Origin of the sequence: Phenylobacterium sp. J367 (assembly GCF_024699985.1) — a bacterium.
Lineage (GTDB): Bacteria > Pseudomonadota > Alphaproteobacteria > Caulobacterales > Caulobacteraceae > Phenylobacterium.
In genome coordinates this window covers 296,953-311,520 of sequence record NZ_JAJONA010000001.1, presented here as the reverse complement: position 1 = coordinate 311,520, position 14,568 = coordinate 296,953, and the positions used below count along the sequence as shown (strand labels likewise).

Genomic DNA, 14,568 nt, shown 5'->3' with positions numbered 1-14,568 from the left:
GCAGCAGAGAGCGCTCGATCCTCCATGAAGTCCCTGCCGAACATCCTGACGTCGCTGCGCCTGGTCATGGCGCTGTTCATGTTCCTGGCGCTGGCCGCCGCGGCGGGGGCGATCCCCTACGTCTCGGAACGCCTCGATCCGCTGGCCCAGTTCGCCCTGCAGCGCTGGGCGGTCTACGCCTTCGTGATCGCCGCGGTGACCGACTTCTTCGACGGCTGGCTGGCCCGCAGGTTCAACGCCGAGAGCGTCTGGGGCGCGATCCTCGACCCGATCGGCGACAAGGTGCTGGTCTGCGGCGCGATCCTCGGCCTGCTGTCCATGGGCCCGCAGCCGATGGTGGTCGTGCCCGCCGGCCTGATCCTGTTCCGCGAGTTCACGGTCAGCGCCCTGCGCGAAGTGGGCGCCGGCAGGGGGCGTGAAGCTGCCGGTCACCCTGCTCGCCAAGTGGAAGACGACGCTCCAGCTCACCGCCCTGGCGCTGGAGCTGATCGTGGCCGCCTGGGGCGCCTTCAGCCTGCCGGAGGCCGCCGGCATCCGCTCGGGCTTCGCCATCGGCGCCCACACGCTGTTCTGGATCGCCGCGGTCGTCACCCTGATCACCGGCGCTCAGTACTGGGAGCAGACCCGCAAGGCGCTGGCGGAGTAGGCCGCTAGGCTTCGGCCTTCGGCGCGCGCTCCCGCTGGGCGTCGCGCCATTCCTTCTCCTGGGCCATGACCTCGTCGGAGACCAGGCCCTCGAAGGCTTCCGGCTCGTGGTAGGGGCGCAGCTCGACCTCGCCGTCCTCGAACGGCACGCGCCGGGCCCAGGACAGCGCCTCGTCCATGTCCTTGCACTCGATCACCCAGAAGCCGGAGATCAGCTCCTTGGTCTCGGCGAAGGGGCCGTCGGTGACCGTGGTGTTCCCGCGGCCCTTAAAGGCGATCCGCTTGCCGGCCGAGCTGGGCTGCAGGCCCGCGCCGTCCAGCATGATCCCGGCGGCGATCATCTCGTTGTTGAACTCGGCCATCTCGGCGAACAGCTTCTCGGCGTCCGGCGGGAACTCGCCGCGCTCGGACATCTCGGTCGCCTTGACGATCATCAGGTAGCGCATCCGGGGCTCCTTTCCTTAGGGTCCGTACCTCAAGGACGTGACGCGACGCGCCTTCCCGACATCAGCATTCCGCGAGGTTGACCGCCAGACCGCCGAGCGAGGTTTCCTTGTAGATATGGCTCATGTCCTCGCCGGTCCGCTTCATGGTGGCGATGACCTTGTCGAGGCTGACCGTGTGCCGCCCGTCGCCCAGCAGCGCGAGCCGCGCGGCGTCGATGGCCTTCACCGCCCCCATGGCGTTGCGCTCGATGCAGGGGATCTGCACCAGGCCGCCGATCGGGTCGCAGGTGAGGCCGAGGTTGTGCTCCATGGCGATCTCGGCGGCGTTCTCGATCTGGGCGTTGGAGCCGCCCATCACGGCGGCGAGGCCCGCGGCGGCCATGGAACAGGCCACGCCCACCTCGCCCTGGCAGCCGACCTCCGCGCCGGAGATCGAGGCGTTCTTCTTGTAGAGCGCGCCGATCGCCGCCGCCGTCAGCAGGAAGGTCCGCCGCCCCTCCGGCGTGCCGTTCATGAACCGCTCGTAGTAGCGCAGCACCGCCGGCAGCAGGCCCGCCGCCCCGTTGGTCGGCGCGGTCACCACCCGGCCGCCCGCCGCGTTCTCCTCATTCACCGCCAGGGCCCAGAGGTTGACCCAGTCCAGCGCCGCCAGCGGGTCGGCGATCCGGCGGTCGGCGTCCGACATCAGGTTCTGCCAGACCTGGTGCGCGCGCCGCTGGACCTTCAGCCCGCCCGGCAGGACGCCGTCGACCCGCAGCCCGCGGTCGATGCAGGCGTACATGGCCGCCGCGATCTCGCTCAGGCCCGCGTCGATCTCGGCCTCGGTCCTGCGGACCTTCTCGTTCTCGAACATCAGCTCAGCGATGGTCAGGTTCGCCATGGCCGCCCGCTGCAGCAGCTCGTCGCCGGAATCGAACGGATAGGGGACCTCGGGGCCCTCGTCCGCCGGGGCGTTCTGGCCCATCTCGTCCTCGGCCCGGACGAAGCCGCCGCCGATCGAGAAGTAGGTCAGCTCGCCGATCGGCGCGCCCTCGGCGTCGAAGGCGGCGAACTTCAGGGCGTTGGGATGCTGCGGCAGCCGCTGGCGGCCGGCCCACACCAGGTCGCGGTTCGCCTCGAAGCCGATCTCCCGCCGCCCGCCGAGCCTCAGGCGTCCCCGGTGGACCACGTCGACCACCGTCCGCTCGGCCTCGTCGGCGTCCAGCGTGCGCGGCTCGAAGCCGGCCAGCCCCAGGATCACCGCCCGGTCGGTGGCGTGGCCGCGGCCGGTCAGCGCCAGGGAGGCGTAGAGCGTCGCCTCGACGCGTTCGACCCTGTCGGCCGCCTCGCCCAGCCACTCCAGGAACCGGCAGGCGGCCGTCATCGGGCCCATGGTGTGCGAGCTCGACGGACCGATGCCGAGCTTGAAAAGGTCGAAGACGCTGACGTTCATCGGCCCCATAAGCGCCCGATCGGGGGCATGTTCAACCTCGGTGGGCCGACGCCGCACCTGATTCCTGCCTCCCCCTCTTCGTCATTCCCGGCACAGGCCGGGAATGACGAGCGGCGGCTAGCTCATCGGGTTGGCCGGCGGCGGCGGATCGCCTGGCAGCGGGATGAACTCCTGGTCGTCGGCGTCGGGCAGCTTCATCCGTCCGGCCCGCCAGTCGGCCTTGGCCTGCTCCAGCCGGTCCTTCGAGGAGGAGACGAAGTTCCATTCGATCAGCCGGGGTCCGACCGGCTCGCCGCCCAGCAGCATGACGATGGCCGGGGTCACGGCGGTGAACAGCACCGGCTGGCCGGGCTCGAAGACCAGCATCTGGCCCTCGTGGAACTGCCGGCCGTCCACCTCGACGACGCCCTGGGCCACATAGGCCGCCCGCTCGGGATATTCGGCCGGGAGCGCGGCCTGGCCGCCGGCGTCCAGCCGCCAGTGGACGTAGAACAGCGGCGAGTGGACCTGCACCGGCGACTTCGCCCCGAACGCCTCGCCGGCGATCAGCCGGGCCCACATGCCGTTCGCTTCATAGGTCGGCAGCTCGTCCTGGGCGTGATGGAAGAAGGCGGGATCGGTCTCCTCGTCCTCGACCGGCAGGGCGATCCAGCACTGGATGCCGTTCATCTTCCCGCCGTGGGCCCGCAGGTGCTCGAACCGCTCCGAATGGGTGATGCCGCGGCCGGCGGTCATCCAGTTCACCTCGCCCGGCCAGATGTCCTGGTGCGCGCCGACGCTGTCGCGGTGGGTGATCGAGCCCTCGAACAGGTAGGAGAGGGTGGACAGGCCGATGTGCGGATGCGGGCGCACGTCGACCTCCCGCCCGAAGCCCGGCTTGAACTCGGCCGGGCCCATGTGGTCGAAGAAGATGAAGGGCCCGACCATGCGCCGGGGCGCATAGGGCAGGACGCGGCCCACCTCGAAGCCCCCGAGATCCTTGCGCCGCTGGTCGATAACGAGCTCGATCATGGTGGGTCTCCGCGTTCAGGTCCGTGCAATATGGCGAGCCTCGCCGCCGATGGCGACGGTCGTTTGACGGCCGGGCGCACCGGTCTATCGTGGCGCCTCGCCAGGGGAATTATCGTATGCGGACGATCATCATCGCCGCCGGGGCGCTCGCCCTGGCCACCGCCGCCCAGGCGGCCGCCGACTGGCCGATCGCCGCCGACGTGCCGAAGCCCGCGCCCGTCGCCCTGGGCCTGGCCGGGCGCCGACGTGGACATCACCCGCTACCTGCTGGTCCGCGGCGCGAGCAGCTTCGATCTTTCGCCCGACGGCCGGACCCTGGTCTATCAGTCGAACGTCACCGGCGACCCGCAGGTCTGGAGCGCGCCCGCCGCGGGCGGCTGGGCGACGCAGCTCACCTTCGGCTCCGGCGTCGATTCCAGCCGCACCCTGCCGGACGGCTCGGTGCTCTATGGCGCCGACAGCGCCGGCGACGAGCGCCAGGGCTACTATGTCCTCTCGCCGGACGGCCGCCGCGAGCGGCTGCTGATCGCCAAGTCCGAGGCGTTCCGCGAGATCGGCGACGTCTCCACCGACGGCCGGGTGGTCTATGCCTCCACCGAGCGCAACGGCCGCGACTTCGACATCCACGTGGCCGACCTGGCCACTGGCGCCTCGAAGCTGGTCTATCAGGGCGCGTTCGGCTTCTTCCCGGTCGCCTGGCAGCCGGGCGGCCCGCTGGTGGTGGTCGCCGAGACCCGCGGCGAGGACGCCAACGACCTCCACCTGCTGAACGTCGAGAGCGGCAAGCTGGAGACCCTCTTCAAGCCGAAGGTCGCCGCCGCCTTCGACGGGATCGAGTGGCTGCCCGACGGCTCGGGCTTCTATGTCGCCACCAACCTCGACCGCGAGTTCTCGAACCTCGCCTTCTACGACCTGAAGACCCGCAAGCTGCGGTTCGAGGCCACCGAGCCGCACGACGTCACCGGCGTCTCGCTCACCGGCGACGGCCGCTACCTCGCCTGGGTGACCGAGGTGGAAGGCTACAGCCGCCTCACCGTCCTCGACCGCACCACGGGCCGGAAGCTGCCCGCCCCGGACCTGCCGGCGGGGGTCTACGGCATCTCCTTCGCGAAGAAGGCGCCGGTGCTGGGGATCATGGTCCGCGGGGCGCAGTCGGCGGGCGAGGTCTTCACCTGGGACCTTTCGAGCGGCGCCCTGGCCAGGCCGGTGGCGGCGAGCTGGGCCGGCCTCGACCCGGCGTCGATGGTCACGCCCGAGGCGGTGACCTTCAAGGCGCGCGACGGGGGTCACCCTGCACGGCCTGTTCTACGCCCCGAAGCTCGCGCCCGGCGCGCCGAAGCCGCCGCTGGTGCTCCACCTGCACGGCGGTCCCAGCGTCCACGCCGTCCCCGGCTTCTCACCGCACCTGCAGTATTTCGCCGCCCGCGGCATGGCCGTGCTCGACCTCAACTACCGGGGCTCCACCGGCTTCGGGAAGGCCTTCGCCCGGCTCAACGACAAGCGCCTGCGGGTGAACGAGCTCGGCGACGTGGCCGACGCCGTGGCCTGGATGCGGTCCACCGGCCGGGTCGATCCGGCCAAGGCCGCGGTGATGGGCGGCTCCTACGGCGGCTACCTGACCAATGCGGCGGTCGGCGCCTATCCCGACCTCTTCGTGGCCGGGGCGTCCTTCGTCGGCGTCAGCGACTGGGTGAAGGCGCTCGAGGGCGCCTCGCCGGCGCTGAAGGCCTCGGACCGCCAGGAGTACGGCGACATCGACAATCCGTCCGACCGGGCGTTCTTCGCCTCGATCTCGCCGATCAACAATGTGGCCAGGATCCGCACGCCGCTCCTGGTCCAGCATGGCGCCAACGACCCGCGCGACCCCGTCGCCGAGGTCCGACCGCTTCGTCACCGAGCTGCGCAAGACCGGGACCGAGGTCGTCTATCTGCGCTTCCCGGACGAGGGCCACTCGGTGACCAACCTCGCCAACCGCGTCCACATGTGGCGCCAGGTGGCGGCCTTCCTGGAGGCGAAGTTCGGGATGGCGAAATAGGCGGGCGCTCGATCCCTCCCCTCCAGGGAGGGCGGACGGCGCGCCAGCGCCGCCGGGTGGGGATGTCAGGTTCAAGTTCCGCGACGAAGTGCAGGGCGCGATTCCCCACGCCGCTCGCGACGCGAGCTGCCCCTCCCCTGAGGGGGAGGGATTGCACCTACCCCTGCGCGCTCACATAGGGGCTGACGAGGCCCAGCGGGGCGGCGGTGGTGTGCTTCACGGAGCGGATGACGATCCGGCTCTCGATGTTGGAGACCAGCCCGAGGCCGAGGATCTTCTCGCGCAGGAAGTCGTCGAAGGCGTGCATGTCGCGGGTGACGATCCGCAGCTCGTAGTCGGCCGCGCCGGTGACCGTGGCGCACTGCACCACCTCCGGCAGCCGGCCGATCGCGGATCCGAAGGCGTCGAGGTTGTCCTTGGTCGGCAGCGACAGCTTGACGGTGCAATAGACCTCGAAACCCAGCCCCAGCCGTTCGCGGTCGAGGATGGTCACGCGCCGCTGGATGACGCCGGCGTCCTCCAGGCGCTTGATGCGCCGCCAGCAGGGGCTCGAGGACAGGCCGACGCGTTCTGCGATCTCGGCGACGGACAGGCCGGCGTCGTGCTGGATCAGATCCAGGATCTTGGCATCGACGGCGTCGAGCACCTCGGACAACTTTTCCTCCTTCTCTCGGGCCTTGCCGGCGTCTTTCTTGCCCCGGAACCGCAGGGCAGGGGCACGCTTTTGGCAAGCAATTGCTGCGATCTTATATGATCTTCTAAGCCCTTAGGGAGCCCTCGAAGGATAAAAATTGCAATGCGGCACCAGGAAGTGACGCTCGACGACAAATTTCTCCTCACCGAGGGCCGGGTTTTCATCACCGGGGTCCAGGCGCTCCTGCGTGTGCTGCTCGACCAGCACCGGCTGGACCAGGCGGCGGGGCTGAACACCGCCGGCTTCGTCTCCGGCTACCGCGGCTCGCCGCTCGGCGGTCTCGACCAGCAGGCCGGCCGCGCCGCCAAGCACCTGAAGGCCGCCGAGGTGGTGTTCAAGGGAGGGCCTGAACGAGGACCTCGCCGCCACCGCCGTCTGGGGCTCCCAGCAGGCGATCTGTTCCCGGGCCCCGCTACGACGGCGTTTACGGCATGTGGTACGGCAAGGCTCCTGGCGTCGATCGCACTGGCGACGCCTTCAAGCACGCCAACTTCGCCGGCGTCTGGCCCAAGGGCGGCGTGCTCGCCGTGGCCGGCGACGACCACAACTGCAAGTCCTCGACGCTGCCCTCGCAGTCCGAATACGCCTTCCAGGACTTCGAGATGCCGGTGCTCGCCCCGGCCGACGTCCAGGAGGTGCTGGACTACGGCCTGATGGGCTACGCCATGAGCCGGTTCTCCGGCCTCTGGGTCGGCCTGATCGCCGTGGCCGACACCATGGATAGCGGCGTCACCATCGACGTCAGCCTGGACCGCCACAGGTTCGTCACCCCGGACAATTTCCGCCTGCCCCCGGGCGGGCTCGGCATCCGGCTGAAGGACCAGCCGCTCGACAAGGAGCGGCGCCTCCGCACCCAGAAGCTGCCGGCCGCGCTGGCCTTCGCCCGGGCCAACAAGATCGACCGCATCGCGCTGGGTTCGCACCGCCCGCGGCTCGGCATCGTCTGCCAGGGCCAGGCCTACAAGGACGTGCTGGAAGCGCTCACCGCCATGGGCATCAGCTCGGCCCAGGCCGCCGACCTCGGCGTCGCCATCTACAAGGTGGGCATGCCCTGGCCGCTGGAGCCGACCGGCATCCGCAGCTTCGCCGCCGGGCTCGAGACCATGATGGTCATCGAGCACAAGCGCCCGCTGATCGAGACCCAGGCCCGGGCCGCCCTCTACGACCTGCCGGCGCACGCCCGGCCGAAGATCATCGGCAAGGTGGACGAACAGGGCCATCCGCTGCTGTCGGAGCTGGGCTCCCTGTCGGTGGCCGAGATCGCGCTCGCCATCGCCGACCGCCTGCCGCCCGGCCCGCACATGGAGCGGGTCTATGACTACCTGAACCGCGTGTCGGCGGCCTCCATGGCCGCGGTGACGCTCTCCGCCGACCAGCAGCGCAAGCCCTTCTTCTGCTCGGGCTGCCCGCACAATTCGTCCACCCGTCTGCCGGAAGGCAGCCGCGCGCTGGCCGGCATCGGCTGCCACTACATGGCCAGCTTCAACGACCCCTCCACCGACCTGAACAGCCACATGGGCGGCGAGGGTCTCTCCTGGGTCGGCTCCTCGCCGTTCACCGAGGAGAAGCACGTCTTCGTCAACCTGGGCGACGGCACCTACAACCACTCGGGCTCGCTCGCCATCCGCGCCGCCATCGCGGCCGGGGCGAACATGACCTACAAGCTGCTGTTCAACGACGCGGTCGCCATGACCGGCGGCCAGACGGCCGAGAGCGGCTTCACCGTGCCCCAGATCACCCGCCAGCTCGCCTCGGAAGGGGTGAAGAAGGTCGTCGTCGTGGCCGCCGAGCCCGAGCGCTACGAGACGGTCACCGACCTGGCCCCTGGCGTCGAGGTGAAGCCCCGCGCCGAGCTGATGCAGGTCCAGCGGAGCCTGCGCGAGACCCCCGGCGTCACCGTCCTGATCTACGACCAGGTCTGCGCCACCGAGAAGCGCCGGAGGCGCAAGCGCGGCAAGATGGCCGCCGCGCCCAAGCGCGTGATGATCAACCCGCTGGTCTGCGAAGGCTGCGGCGACTGCTCGAAGACCTCGAACTGCGTCTCGGTCGAGCCGCTGAACACCGAGTTCGGCCGCAAGCGGAGGATCAACCAGTCGAGCTGCAACCAGGACTACACCTGCCTGGAAGGCTTCTGCCCGTCCTTCATCACCCTGGAAGGCGCGGAAAACCCGCACAAGGAGGCCATGCCGGCCCTGACGGTGGACTCGACGCCCCTGCCGACCTTCGAGGCCTTCACCGGGACCCAGAACATCGTCTTCACCGGCGTCGGCGGCACCGGCGTCACGACCGTCGCCTCGATCCTCGCCATGGCCGCCCACGTGGACGGCCGCGCGGGCAGCGTGGTCGACATGACCGGCCTCGCCCAGAAGGGCGGCGCCGTCTTCAGCCACGTCCGCATCGGCGAGACCGAGGACAGCCTGGTGGGCGGCCGCGTGCCGGCCGCCTCGGCCAACGTCCTCATCGCCTGCGACCTCCTGGTGGCGGCGGGCGCGGATGCGCTGGCGCTCTACGCCAAGGACCGCACGGTGGCGGTCGGCAACGCCGACTTCTCGCCCACCGCCGACTTCGTCACCGATCGCGACGTCCGCTTCGACGCCGACGCCCAGGCCCGCCGCATCGCCGCGGCCGTGAAGTCCTACGACGCCATGCCGGCCCAGCACCTGGCGGTGACCAGCCTCGGCGACGCCATCTACTCGAACATGATGATGCTGGGCTTCGCCTGGCAGAAGGGCGTGATCCCGGTCTCCAGCCGCGCGCTCTACCGCGCCATCCGGCTGAACGGCGTGGACGCGGAGGCCAACCTCCAGGCCTTCGAGCTGGGCCGCAAGGCCGCCCACGACCCGTCGAGCCGGGGCCTGCGCGAGGACGACGTGCCGACGCCGGAGACCATGCCGGTGGACGAGTTGATCACCGCGCGCGCCAAGGAGCTCGAGGCCTACCAGGACCGCGCCTACGCCCAGCGCTTCCTCGACCGCGTCCGCCGCGTGCAGGAGGCCGAGAGCGCGCTTGGCTCCGACCGCCTGACCCGCGCCGTCGCGATCAACCTCTACAAGCTGATGGCCTACAAGGACGAGTACGAGGTCGCCCGCCTGCACACCGATCCGCGCTGGCGCGAGTACCGCAACTCGGTCTTCAAGGGCGGCAAGGAGAAGCTGTGGCTGGCCCCGCCGATCCTGTCGCCGAAGGACCGGAACGGCCGCCCGACCAAGATGGCCTTCGGCCCGTGGATGCGCGAGCTGGCCTTCCCGATGATGGCGAAGATGAAGGGTCTGCGCGGCACGCCCCTCGACCTCTTCGGCTACACGGCCGAGCGCAAGATGGAGCGCGGCCTGGTCACCGACTACGAGGCCGGCGTCGACCGCCTGCTCGGCAGGCTGGATGCGGCCCATCTGCCGACGGCGGTGAAGATCGCCGCCGTCCCGCAGCAGATCCGCGGCTTCGGCCACGTCAAGGAAGCCAGCCTCGGCCCCGCCAAGGCCGAGGAGAAGCGCCTGTGGGCGGAGTGGGAGAAGGCGGGTCAGCCGGCGATGGCGGAGGCTTAGGCCTCCGCCGCCCTAGCTTGTCGGCGGCGTTTCCAGCTTCGCCAGGCTGTCGAACAGCTCCAGCAGGCCCCGGATCTCCTCGGAGTCGACGCTGAACTGGCCGGCGTAGGGCCGCTCGACCGACAGGATGAAAAGGAAGATCAGCCCGAGCGACACGGACAGGCCCGCGATGATGATCGAGTTGGGGATCGTCGGCTTGAAGACGAAGGTGTAGCCGACCATCACCATGGTCCCCATCAGGATCACCCCCCAGAACATCGGCGGCAGCTCCGAGCGGCTGGTGATCAGCCGCTCGCGCCTGAGCCCCACCACCTCGTTCAGCTTGCCGAAAGCCTCGGCGTAGATCGCCGTCTGGCGGTTGGTCTCCGGCTCGATGCGGCCGAACTCCCTGAAAATCTCGGCCAGCGCGGCGGCGGTCTTCGGGCTGGCCGCGCCATGGGTGAGGTTCGGCCATTCGTCGTGCAGGACCGAATTCACATAGGCCCGCACCTTGGCCCGCGCCGGGATGGTCTCCGGGCCGTAGGTGGTGAGGTCGCGGTAGAGCTCGGCGGTCGCCGCCGCTTCGTGGGCCACCGCATCGTCGGCCGTCTGGTAGTCCTGCCAGACCTCGACCGCCGCGAAGGCCAGCATGATGCCGATGAAGGCGGCCACCACCTGCATGATCGCGGTGGCGAGTTCGGTCGCGTCCTCGCCTTCCTTTGCCCGCTTCGGAAGCACCCACCGGGCGAACTGGTGGCCGCCCACGCAGATCACCAGCGACGCTCCCATGACGAGCGCCGCCAGCCCCCAGAACGGGAGCGACATCAGAAAGTCCTTCATTCCCCAGCGCCCCCCGGCGTTGCCCGCAGGCGTCCGTTTGGCGAATCCCTGTTCGCTGGACGCTCAGCAGACTGATTAGCGGCAGCGAGGGAAGGGGGCTAGCCGCTCAATAGGTCTGCCAGTTCGCGACCGTCTTCGAGAAGTCGCCCGCCCGGGCGTGCGTCTCCTTGATGAACACATAGAGCCGGCCGGCGTCGCCGAAGTTCATCCCGAGCGCCGGATCGGAGTCGATCTGCAGCAGGAGCCGCCAGTCGCGGGCGGCGTCCTCGATTTCAGCTGAAACCTCGGCGCTCGCAGGCAATCCCCTGGCCAGCAGCTCCGCCGTGATCGACATCCGCTCGTCCTGGATCTCAGACGGATAGCCGCCGATGCGGTGCTGGCGCTCGTCGTGGTGAGGTCCCTGCGGCGCAGCCGCAAGTTCGCTCTCGCTCAGACGGCTGATGTCCAACTCTCGCGAATCCACGCCGAGCCACTCCAGGCTGGGTCCGACGATGTCCAGGCGAAAACCGACCCGCTGCTCGCCGAAACGATGACGCTTCCGCAGATCGTCGGGAAACGCATGTCGGACGGTGGCTGCATCGGATGCCGCGTGCACGATGCGCACGTGATCGGCCATCCCGTAGCGGTCATCGTCGTTGAACGCCCAGAGTCTGCCTTCGCCGGGAAGCCAGTCCGGTCCTCCGGCGCTGCGAACCTCCTCGAGGTCGAGCTGCGCCAGGAACGCCAGTGCGCGGCCCTCGGCGCGTGGCCACTCCACGTCAGGCGGCAGATCAGGTTCACCGCCGAGTTTCGAGAAGCCGGCCGGCTCCGCTGGAACGAGGGTCAGCGCCGGCTGGGCGAGGCGCTGCATGTCCCCGATCACTTTCCGGGTGTATTCCGCCCGCGAGGCCGCAAGCGCTTCCCTCTCTTCCGCACTCGGCGCGCTGAGGCGGCGTACAAGCCACAGCCCAAGGGCGGCCATCACGATGACGAAGGCGACAGTTGCGCCGATCAAGGCCGGCGCGCCTTCCTGCCTTTGTCGGGGACCAGCCCAGGCTTTTCGCCGCGCGTATTGGGCTCATAGGTCGCCACCACTCATTCTCCCGCTTGGTTCGCCAAACGAGGGTATCTCACGGATTTACGAAATATTCGAACAAAAAGCGAACAAAGCGCTGCGTTATTTCATCCTGACGCTCACTCGCCCCTCCGCGTCCTCCGCGACCTCGATCCGCGCCGCCGGGTCGATCTCGCCGAGGTCGATCTCTTCCTTCGGGGTGATCAGCCAGGCCCGGCGGCCGGCGACGGCCATCACCACCTTGCCGGTCCCCCAGTGGTCCTGGGCGTAGCCCTTCAGCGCCGCATGGATGGGCGCGCGGCGCCAGGCCAGCGGGTTGGCCGGGTCGCAGCGGGCGATCAGGCGGCGGCCGTCGTGGTCCTGGTCGAGCACCACCTTCGTCTGGTCCGGCCGGAAGCGGTGCGGCATGTCGGCGTCGAGCAGCCAGAGGCAGGCGAAGCTGCGGCAGCTCGCCGGCCGGGTCTCGTAGATCCCGCAGCCGCGGCCTGGACGCGCGTGGGCGCACATCGTCCCGCCGGGCTTCGAGAGCTCGTCGACGCGCATCACCTTGCAGCACATCGTGCAGGGGCCGCAGCTCTTCTCCCGCTCGGCCATGACGCTCCGTCTCAGGTGGGGGCGAACACCTCCAACGCCCCGGGCCGGATCGTCAAGGCGAGCGGCGTCTCCGTGGCCAGTTCGCCGTCCAGGTTGACCGGCATGGGCGAGGGCGTGCGGATCTCCACCTCGCGGGCGCTGGCGGTGCGGACCTCGCGCCAGCGCACATGCCGGCCGCGGCGGAACAGCGGGGCCAGCAGCACCAGCTTCCAGAGGCTGCCCGGCTCCAGGCTGTAGAGCGCCAGTCGCCCGCTATCGATCTCCGCCTCGTCGGTCACCGCCGCCCCGCCGCCGTGGTAGCGGCCGTTGCCGACCGCGACCTGGTAGCTGCGGGTCCGCAGCGCCTGGCCGTCGGCGGCGATCGCGGCGCGGAAGGTCTCGGCGCCCAGCAGCACCCTGAGCGCCGCGAGCGCATAGGACAGCCGCCCGAACCGGTGCTTGGCGCCCTCGCCGAGGGTCTGGGCCAGCTTCGCCGCCAGGCCGATGCTGGCGACGTTGAAGAACGGCCGGCCGTTGGCCAGGCCGACGTCGATCCGCCGCGTCCGCCCGGCGGCGATCACCTCCGCGGCCGCCTCGATCCCGGTCGGCAGGCCCAGGGTGCGCGCCAGGTCGTTGGCCGTGCCGAGCGGCAGGACGCCGACCGGCTTGCCGGCCTCCAGCAGGGCGGGCGCGACGCCGTTCAGGGTCCCGTCCCCGCCGGCCACCAGGATGAGGTCCGCCGACGTCTCGGCGATGGCGGCGCAGGCCGCCTCGACGTCGCCGGTGGGCGTGTCGATGACCGTTATGCCGGCCTCGCCGAGCCGGTCTCGGACGGCGGCGAGCCAGTCGGCGCCCTTGGCTTCGTTGCGGATCAGGAGCGCGCGGCGGGGCGGCGGGCTCAATGTTGCGGCTCGGTCATGCGTGCGAAACGACCGCCGCTCACAAAAGGCTCAATTGACGCCCGCACGGGGCAGGGCGTTCCTCAGTGGCCAGGCCATTGCCGGACGCGCCCATTATTCGTAAGTTCGGTATGAACGTCGGCCTGGAGTCGGCGAAAAGTCATTGGGGAGCCACACACGTGAACCGCGCCGTCTTCTTCGTCGCCACCGCCCTCTGCGCCGCGCCGCTGGCGCTGGCCGCCACCTCGGCCGCCGCCGCCGAGGCCAAGGCTCCTGCCGCCGCCAAGTCCGCCTACAAGGCGCCGAAGACCGCCTTCGGCCAGCCGGACATCTCCGGCTACTGGTCGAACTCCTCGATCACCCCGATGGTCCGGCCCGCCAAATATGGCGATCGCGCCGTCCACACCGAGGACGAGGTGAAGGCCCTGGAGCAGGCCGTCGTCGAAGAGGTGGAGGAAGGCAACAAGCCGACCGACCCGAACGCCCCGGCCGAGGCGCCCAAGGTCACCGGCAACGTGCGTCCCGAATTCGCCGCCGCCGGCGGCGACGTGGGCGGCTACAACCGCGGCTGGCTCGATCCCGGCCACCTGGTGATGCGGGTCCGCGGCGAGCCGCGCACCTCCCTGATCACCACGCCGAACGGCCAGATCCCGCCGCGCAAGGCCGGCGCCCCGGCCGGGCCCGGCTTCGGCCGGGGCGGCGGCGGCGGCGGCGGCGCCTTCGACAATCCGGAGAACCGTTCGCTGGGCGAGCGCTGCATCATCGGCTTCGGCCGCAACGCCGGCCCGCCGATGTTCTCCAACGGCTTCTACAATAACAACTACCAGATCGTGCAGACGCCGGACGCCATCTCCATCCTCGTCGAGATGAACCACGACGTCCGCACCATCGCCCTGAACGGCAAGCACCGCACCGACAACATCCGCCCCTACTTCGGGGACTCCATCGGCTGGTGGGACGGCGACACCCTGGTCGTCGAGACCACCCACATCCCGCAGCGCCAGGCGTTCATGGGCTCGTGGGAGAACCTCAAGGTCACCGAGCGGTTCACCCGCGTCGCCAAGGACCGGCTGCACTACGCCTTCCAGGTCGAAGATCCGACGCTCTGGGACAAGCCCTGGGGCGGCGAGTACGAGATGAGCCCGCTGAACGGCGTGATCTACGAATACGCCTGTCACGAGGGCAACTACGCGCTGGAGGGCATCCTGGGCGGCGCCCGCCACGAGGAGAAGCTGGCGGCGGAAGCCGCGGCGGCGGCCAAGGCCTCGGCCAAGGGCGCCAAGGGCGGCAAGGCCTCCGACTAGGCCCCGGCGAGCGGCCGGAAGGCGCGGCCGGAATGGGCGGCAGGCGGACGGTCCGCCGCCGCCCGCTGTTGCGTTTCGCCCACACTGGGCCACGCGCGACGTCCGGTCATCTT

General features: G+C 70.1%; 10 protein-coding genes and 3 pseudogenes. 5 read left to right on the top strand and 8 right to left on the bottom strand.

Going from position 1 to position 14,568, the window contains the following annotated elements; translation table 11 throughout:
• The first annotated feature begins 24 nt into the window (after positions 1-24).
• Positions 25-646: pseudogene (pgsA, locus tag LRS04_RS01810) on the top strand (CDP-diacylglycerol--glycerol-3-phosphate 3-phosphatidyltransferase).
• 4 nt (positions 647-650) lie between these two features.
• Here pgsA and LRS04_RS01805 read toward each other — a convergent pair.
• The 3 genes from LRS04_RS01805 to LRS04_RS01795 form a co-directional block, all read right to left on the bottom strand.
• Complete coding sequence (locus tag LRS04_RS01805; RefSeq protein ID WP_257814883.1) at positions 651-1,091, bottom strand: YciI family protein; 441 nt, start codon at positions 1,089-1,091, stop codon at positions 651-653.
• Between the two features lie 61 nt (positions 1,092-1,152).
• Complete coding sequence (locus LRS04_RS01800; RefSeq protein WP_257814882.1) at positions 1,153-2,523, bottom strand: L-serine ammonia-lyase; 1,371 nt, start codon at positions 2,521-2,523, stop codon at positions 1,153-1,155.
• Between the two features lie 117 nt (positions 2,524-2,640).
• Positions 2,641-3,534, bottom strand: a complete 894-nt coding sequence (locus tag LRS04_RS01795) for a pirin family protein (protein WP_257814881.1) — start codon at positions 3,532-3,534, stop codon at positions 2,641-2,643.
• A gap of 1,429 nt (positions 3,535-4,963) precedes the next feature.
• Here LRS04_RS01795 and LRS04_RS27480 point away from each other — a divergent pair.
• Both LRS04_RS27480 and LRS04_RS27475 read left to right on the top strand, forming a co-directional pair.
• Positions 4,964-5,353, top strand: a pseudogene (locus tag LRS04_RS27480) (prolyl oligopeptidase family serine peptidase); the annotation flags it as partial.
• Positions 5,340-5,570 (top strand): prolyl oligopeptidase family serine peptidase, encoded by a 231-nt coding sequence (locus LRS04_RS27475; RefSeq protein WP_374572656.1) that lies wholly within the window; start codon positions 5,340-5,342, stop codon positions 5,568-5,570. The pseudogene LRS04_RS27480 and the gene LRS04_RS27475, both read left to right, overlap by 14 nt.
• Before the next feature lie 157 nt (positions 5,571-5,727).
• Here the strand turns inward: LRS04_RS27475 and LRS04_RS01785 are convergent, their stop codons facing one another.
• Positions 5,728-6,225 carry an Lrp/AsnC family transcriptional regulator gene (locus tag LRS04_RS01785; protein ID WP_257814879.1) on the bottom strand — a complete coding sequence of 166 codons (498 nt, stop codon included), beginning with the start codon at positions 6,223-6,225 and terminating at the stop codon, positions 5,728-5,730.
• A 141-nt stretch (positions 6,226-6,366) separates the two neighbouring features.
• On the opposite strand from LRS04_RS01785, the pseudogene LRS04_RS01780 reads away from it, so the two are divergent.
• Positions 6,367-9,806 (top strand): annotated as a pseudogene (locus LRS04_RS01780) (indolepyruvate ferredoxin oxidoreductase family protein).
• Between the two features lie 12 nt (positions 9,807-9,818).
• Here LRS04_RS01780 and LRS04_RS01775 read toward each other — a convergent pair.
• From LRS04_RS01775 to LRS04_RS01760, 4 genes are all read right to left on the bottom strand, one after another.
• Positions 9,819-10,610, bottom strand: a complete 792-nt coding sequence (locus LRS04_RS01775) for a DUF4239 domain-containing protein (RefSeq protein WP_257814878.1) — start codon at positions 10,608-10,610, stop codon at positions 9,819-9,821.
• A 121-nt stretch (positions 10,611-10,731) separates the two neighbouring features.
• A complete protein-coding gene (locus LRS04_RS01770; RefSeq protein ID WP_257814877.1) occupies positions 10,732-11,619 on the bottom strand; it encodes a YwqG family protein in 888 nt (295 codons plus the stop codon).
• Between the two features lie 162 nt (positions 11,620-11,781).
• Positions 11,782-12,273: a YkgJ family cysteine cluster protein gene (locus tag LRS04_RS01765; protein WP_257814876.1), complete on the bottom strand. Its 492-nt coding sequence runs from the start codon at positions 12,271-12,273 to the stop codon at positions 11,782-11,784.
• 11 nt (positions 12,274-12,284) lie between these two features.
• The gene (locus LRS04_RS01760; protein WP_257814875.1) at positions 12,285-13,154 is read right to left on the bottom strand and encodes a lipid kinase; all 870 of its coding nucleotides are present in this window, start codon (positions 13,152-13,154) and stop codon (positions 12,285-12,287) included.
• Positions 13,155-13,330: 176 nt separating this feature from the next.
• Between LRS04_RS01760 and LRS04_RS01755 the strand changes: the two genes are divergently transcribed.
• Complete coding sequence (locus tag LRS04_RS01755; protein ID WP_257814874.1) at positions 13,331-14,455, top strand: hypothetical protein; 1,125 nt, start codon at positions 13,331-13,333, stop codon at positions 14,453-14,455.
• Positions 14,456-14,568 lie beyond the last annotated feature (113 nt).

What these genes read in the sequence shown, in the direction of transcription:
- LRS04_RS01805 (WP_257814883.1), bottom strand. Translation starts at nt 1,091, where the DNA reads ATGCGCTACCTGATGATCGTCAAGGCGACCGAGATGTCCGAGCGCGGC.
- LRS04_RS01800 (WP_257814882.1), bottom strand. Translation starts at nt 2,523, where the DNA reads ATGAACGTCAGCGTCTTCGACCTTTTCAAGCTCGGCATCGGTCCGTCG.
- LRS04_RS01795 (WP_257814881.1), bottom strand. Translation starts at nt 3,534, where the DNA reads ATGATCGAGCTCGTTATCGACCAGCGGCGCAAGGATCTCGGGGGCTTC.
- LRS04_RS27475 (WP_374572656.1), top strand. Translation starts at nt 5,340, where the DNA reads ATGTGGCCAGGATCCGCACGCCGCTCCTGGTCCAGCATGGCGCCAACG.
- LRS04_RS01775 (WP_257814878.1), bottom strand. Translation starts at nt 10,610, where the DNA reads ATGTCGCTCCCGTTCTGGGGGCTGGCGGCGCTCGTCATGGGAGCGTCG.
- LRS04_RS01765 (WP_257814876.1), bottom strand. Translation starts at nt 12,273, where the DNA reads ATGGCCGAGCGGGAGAAGAGCTGCGGCCCCTGCACGATGTGCTGCAAG.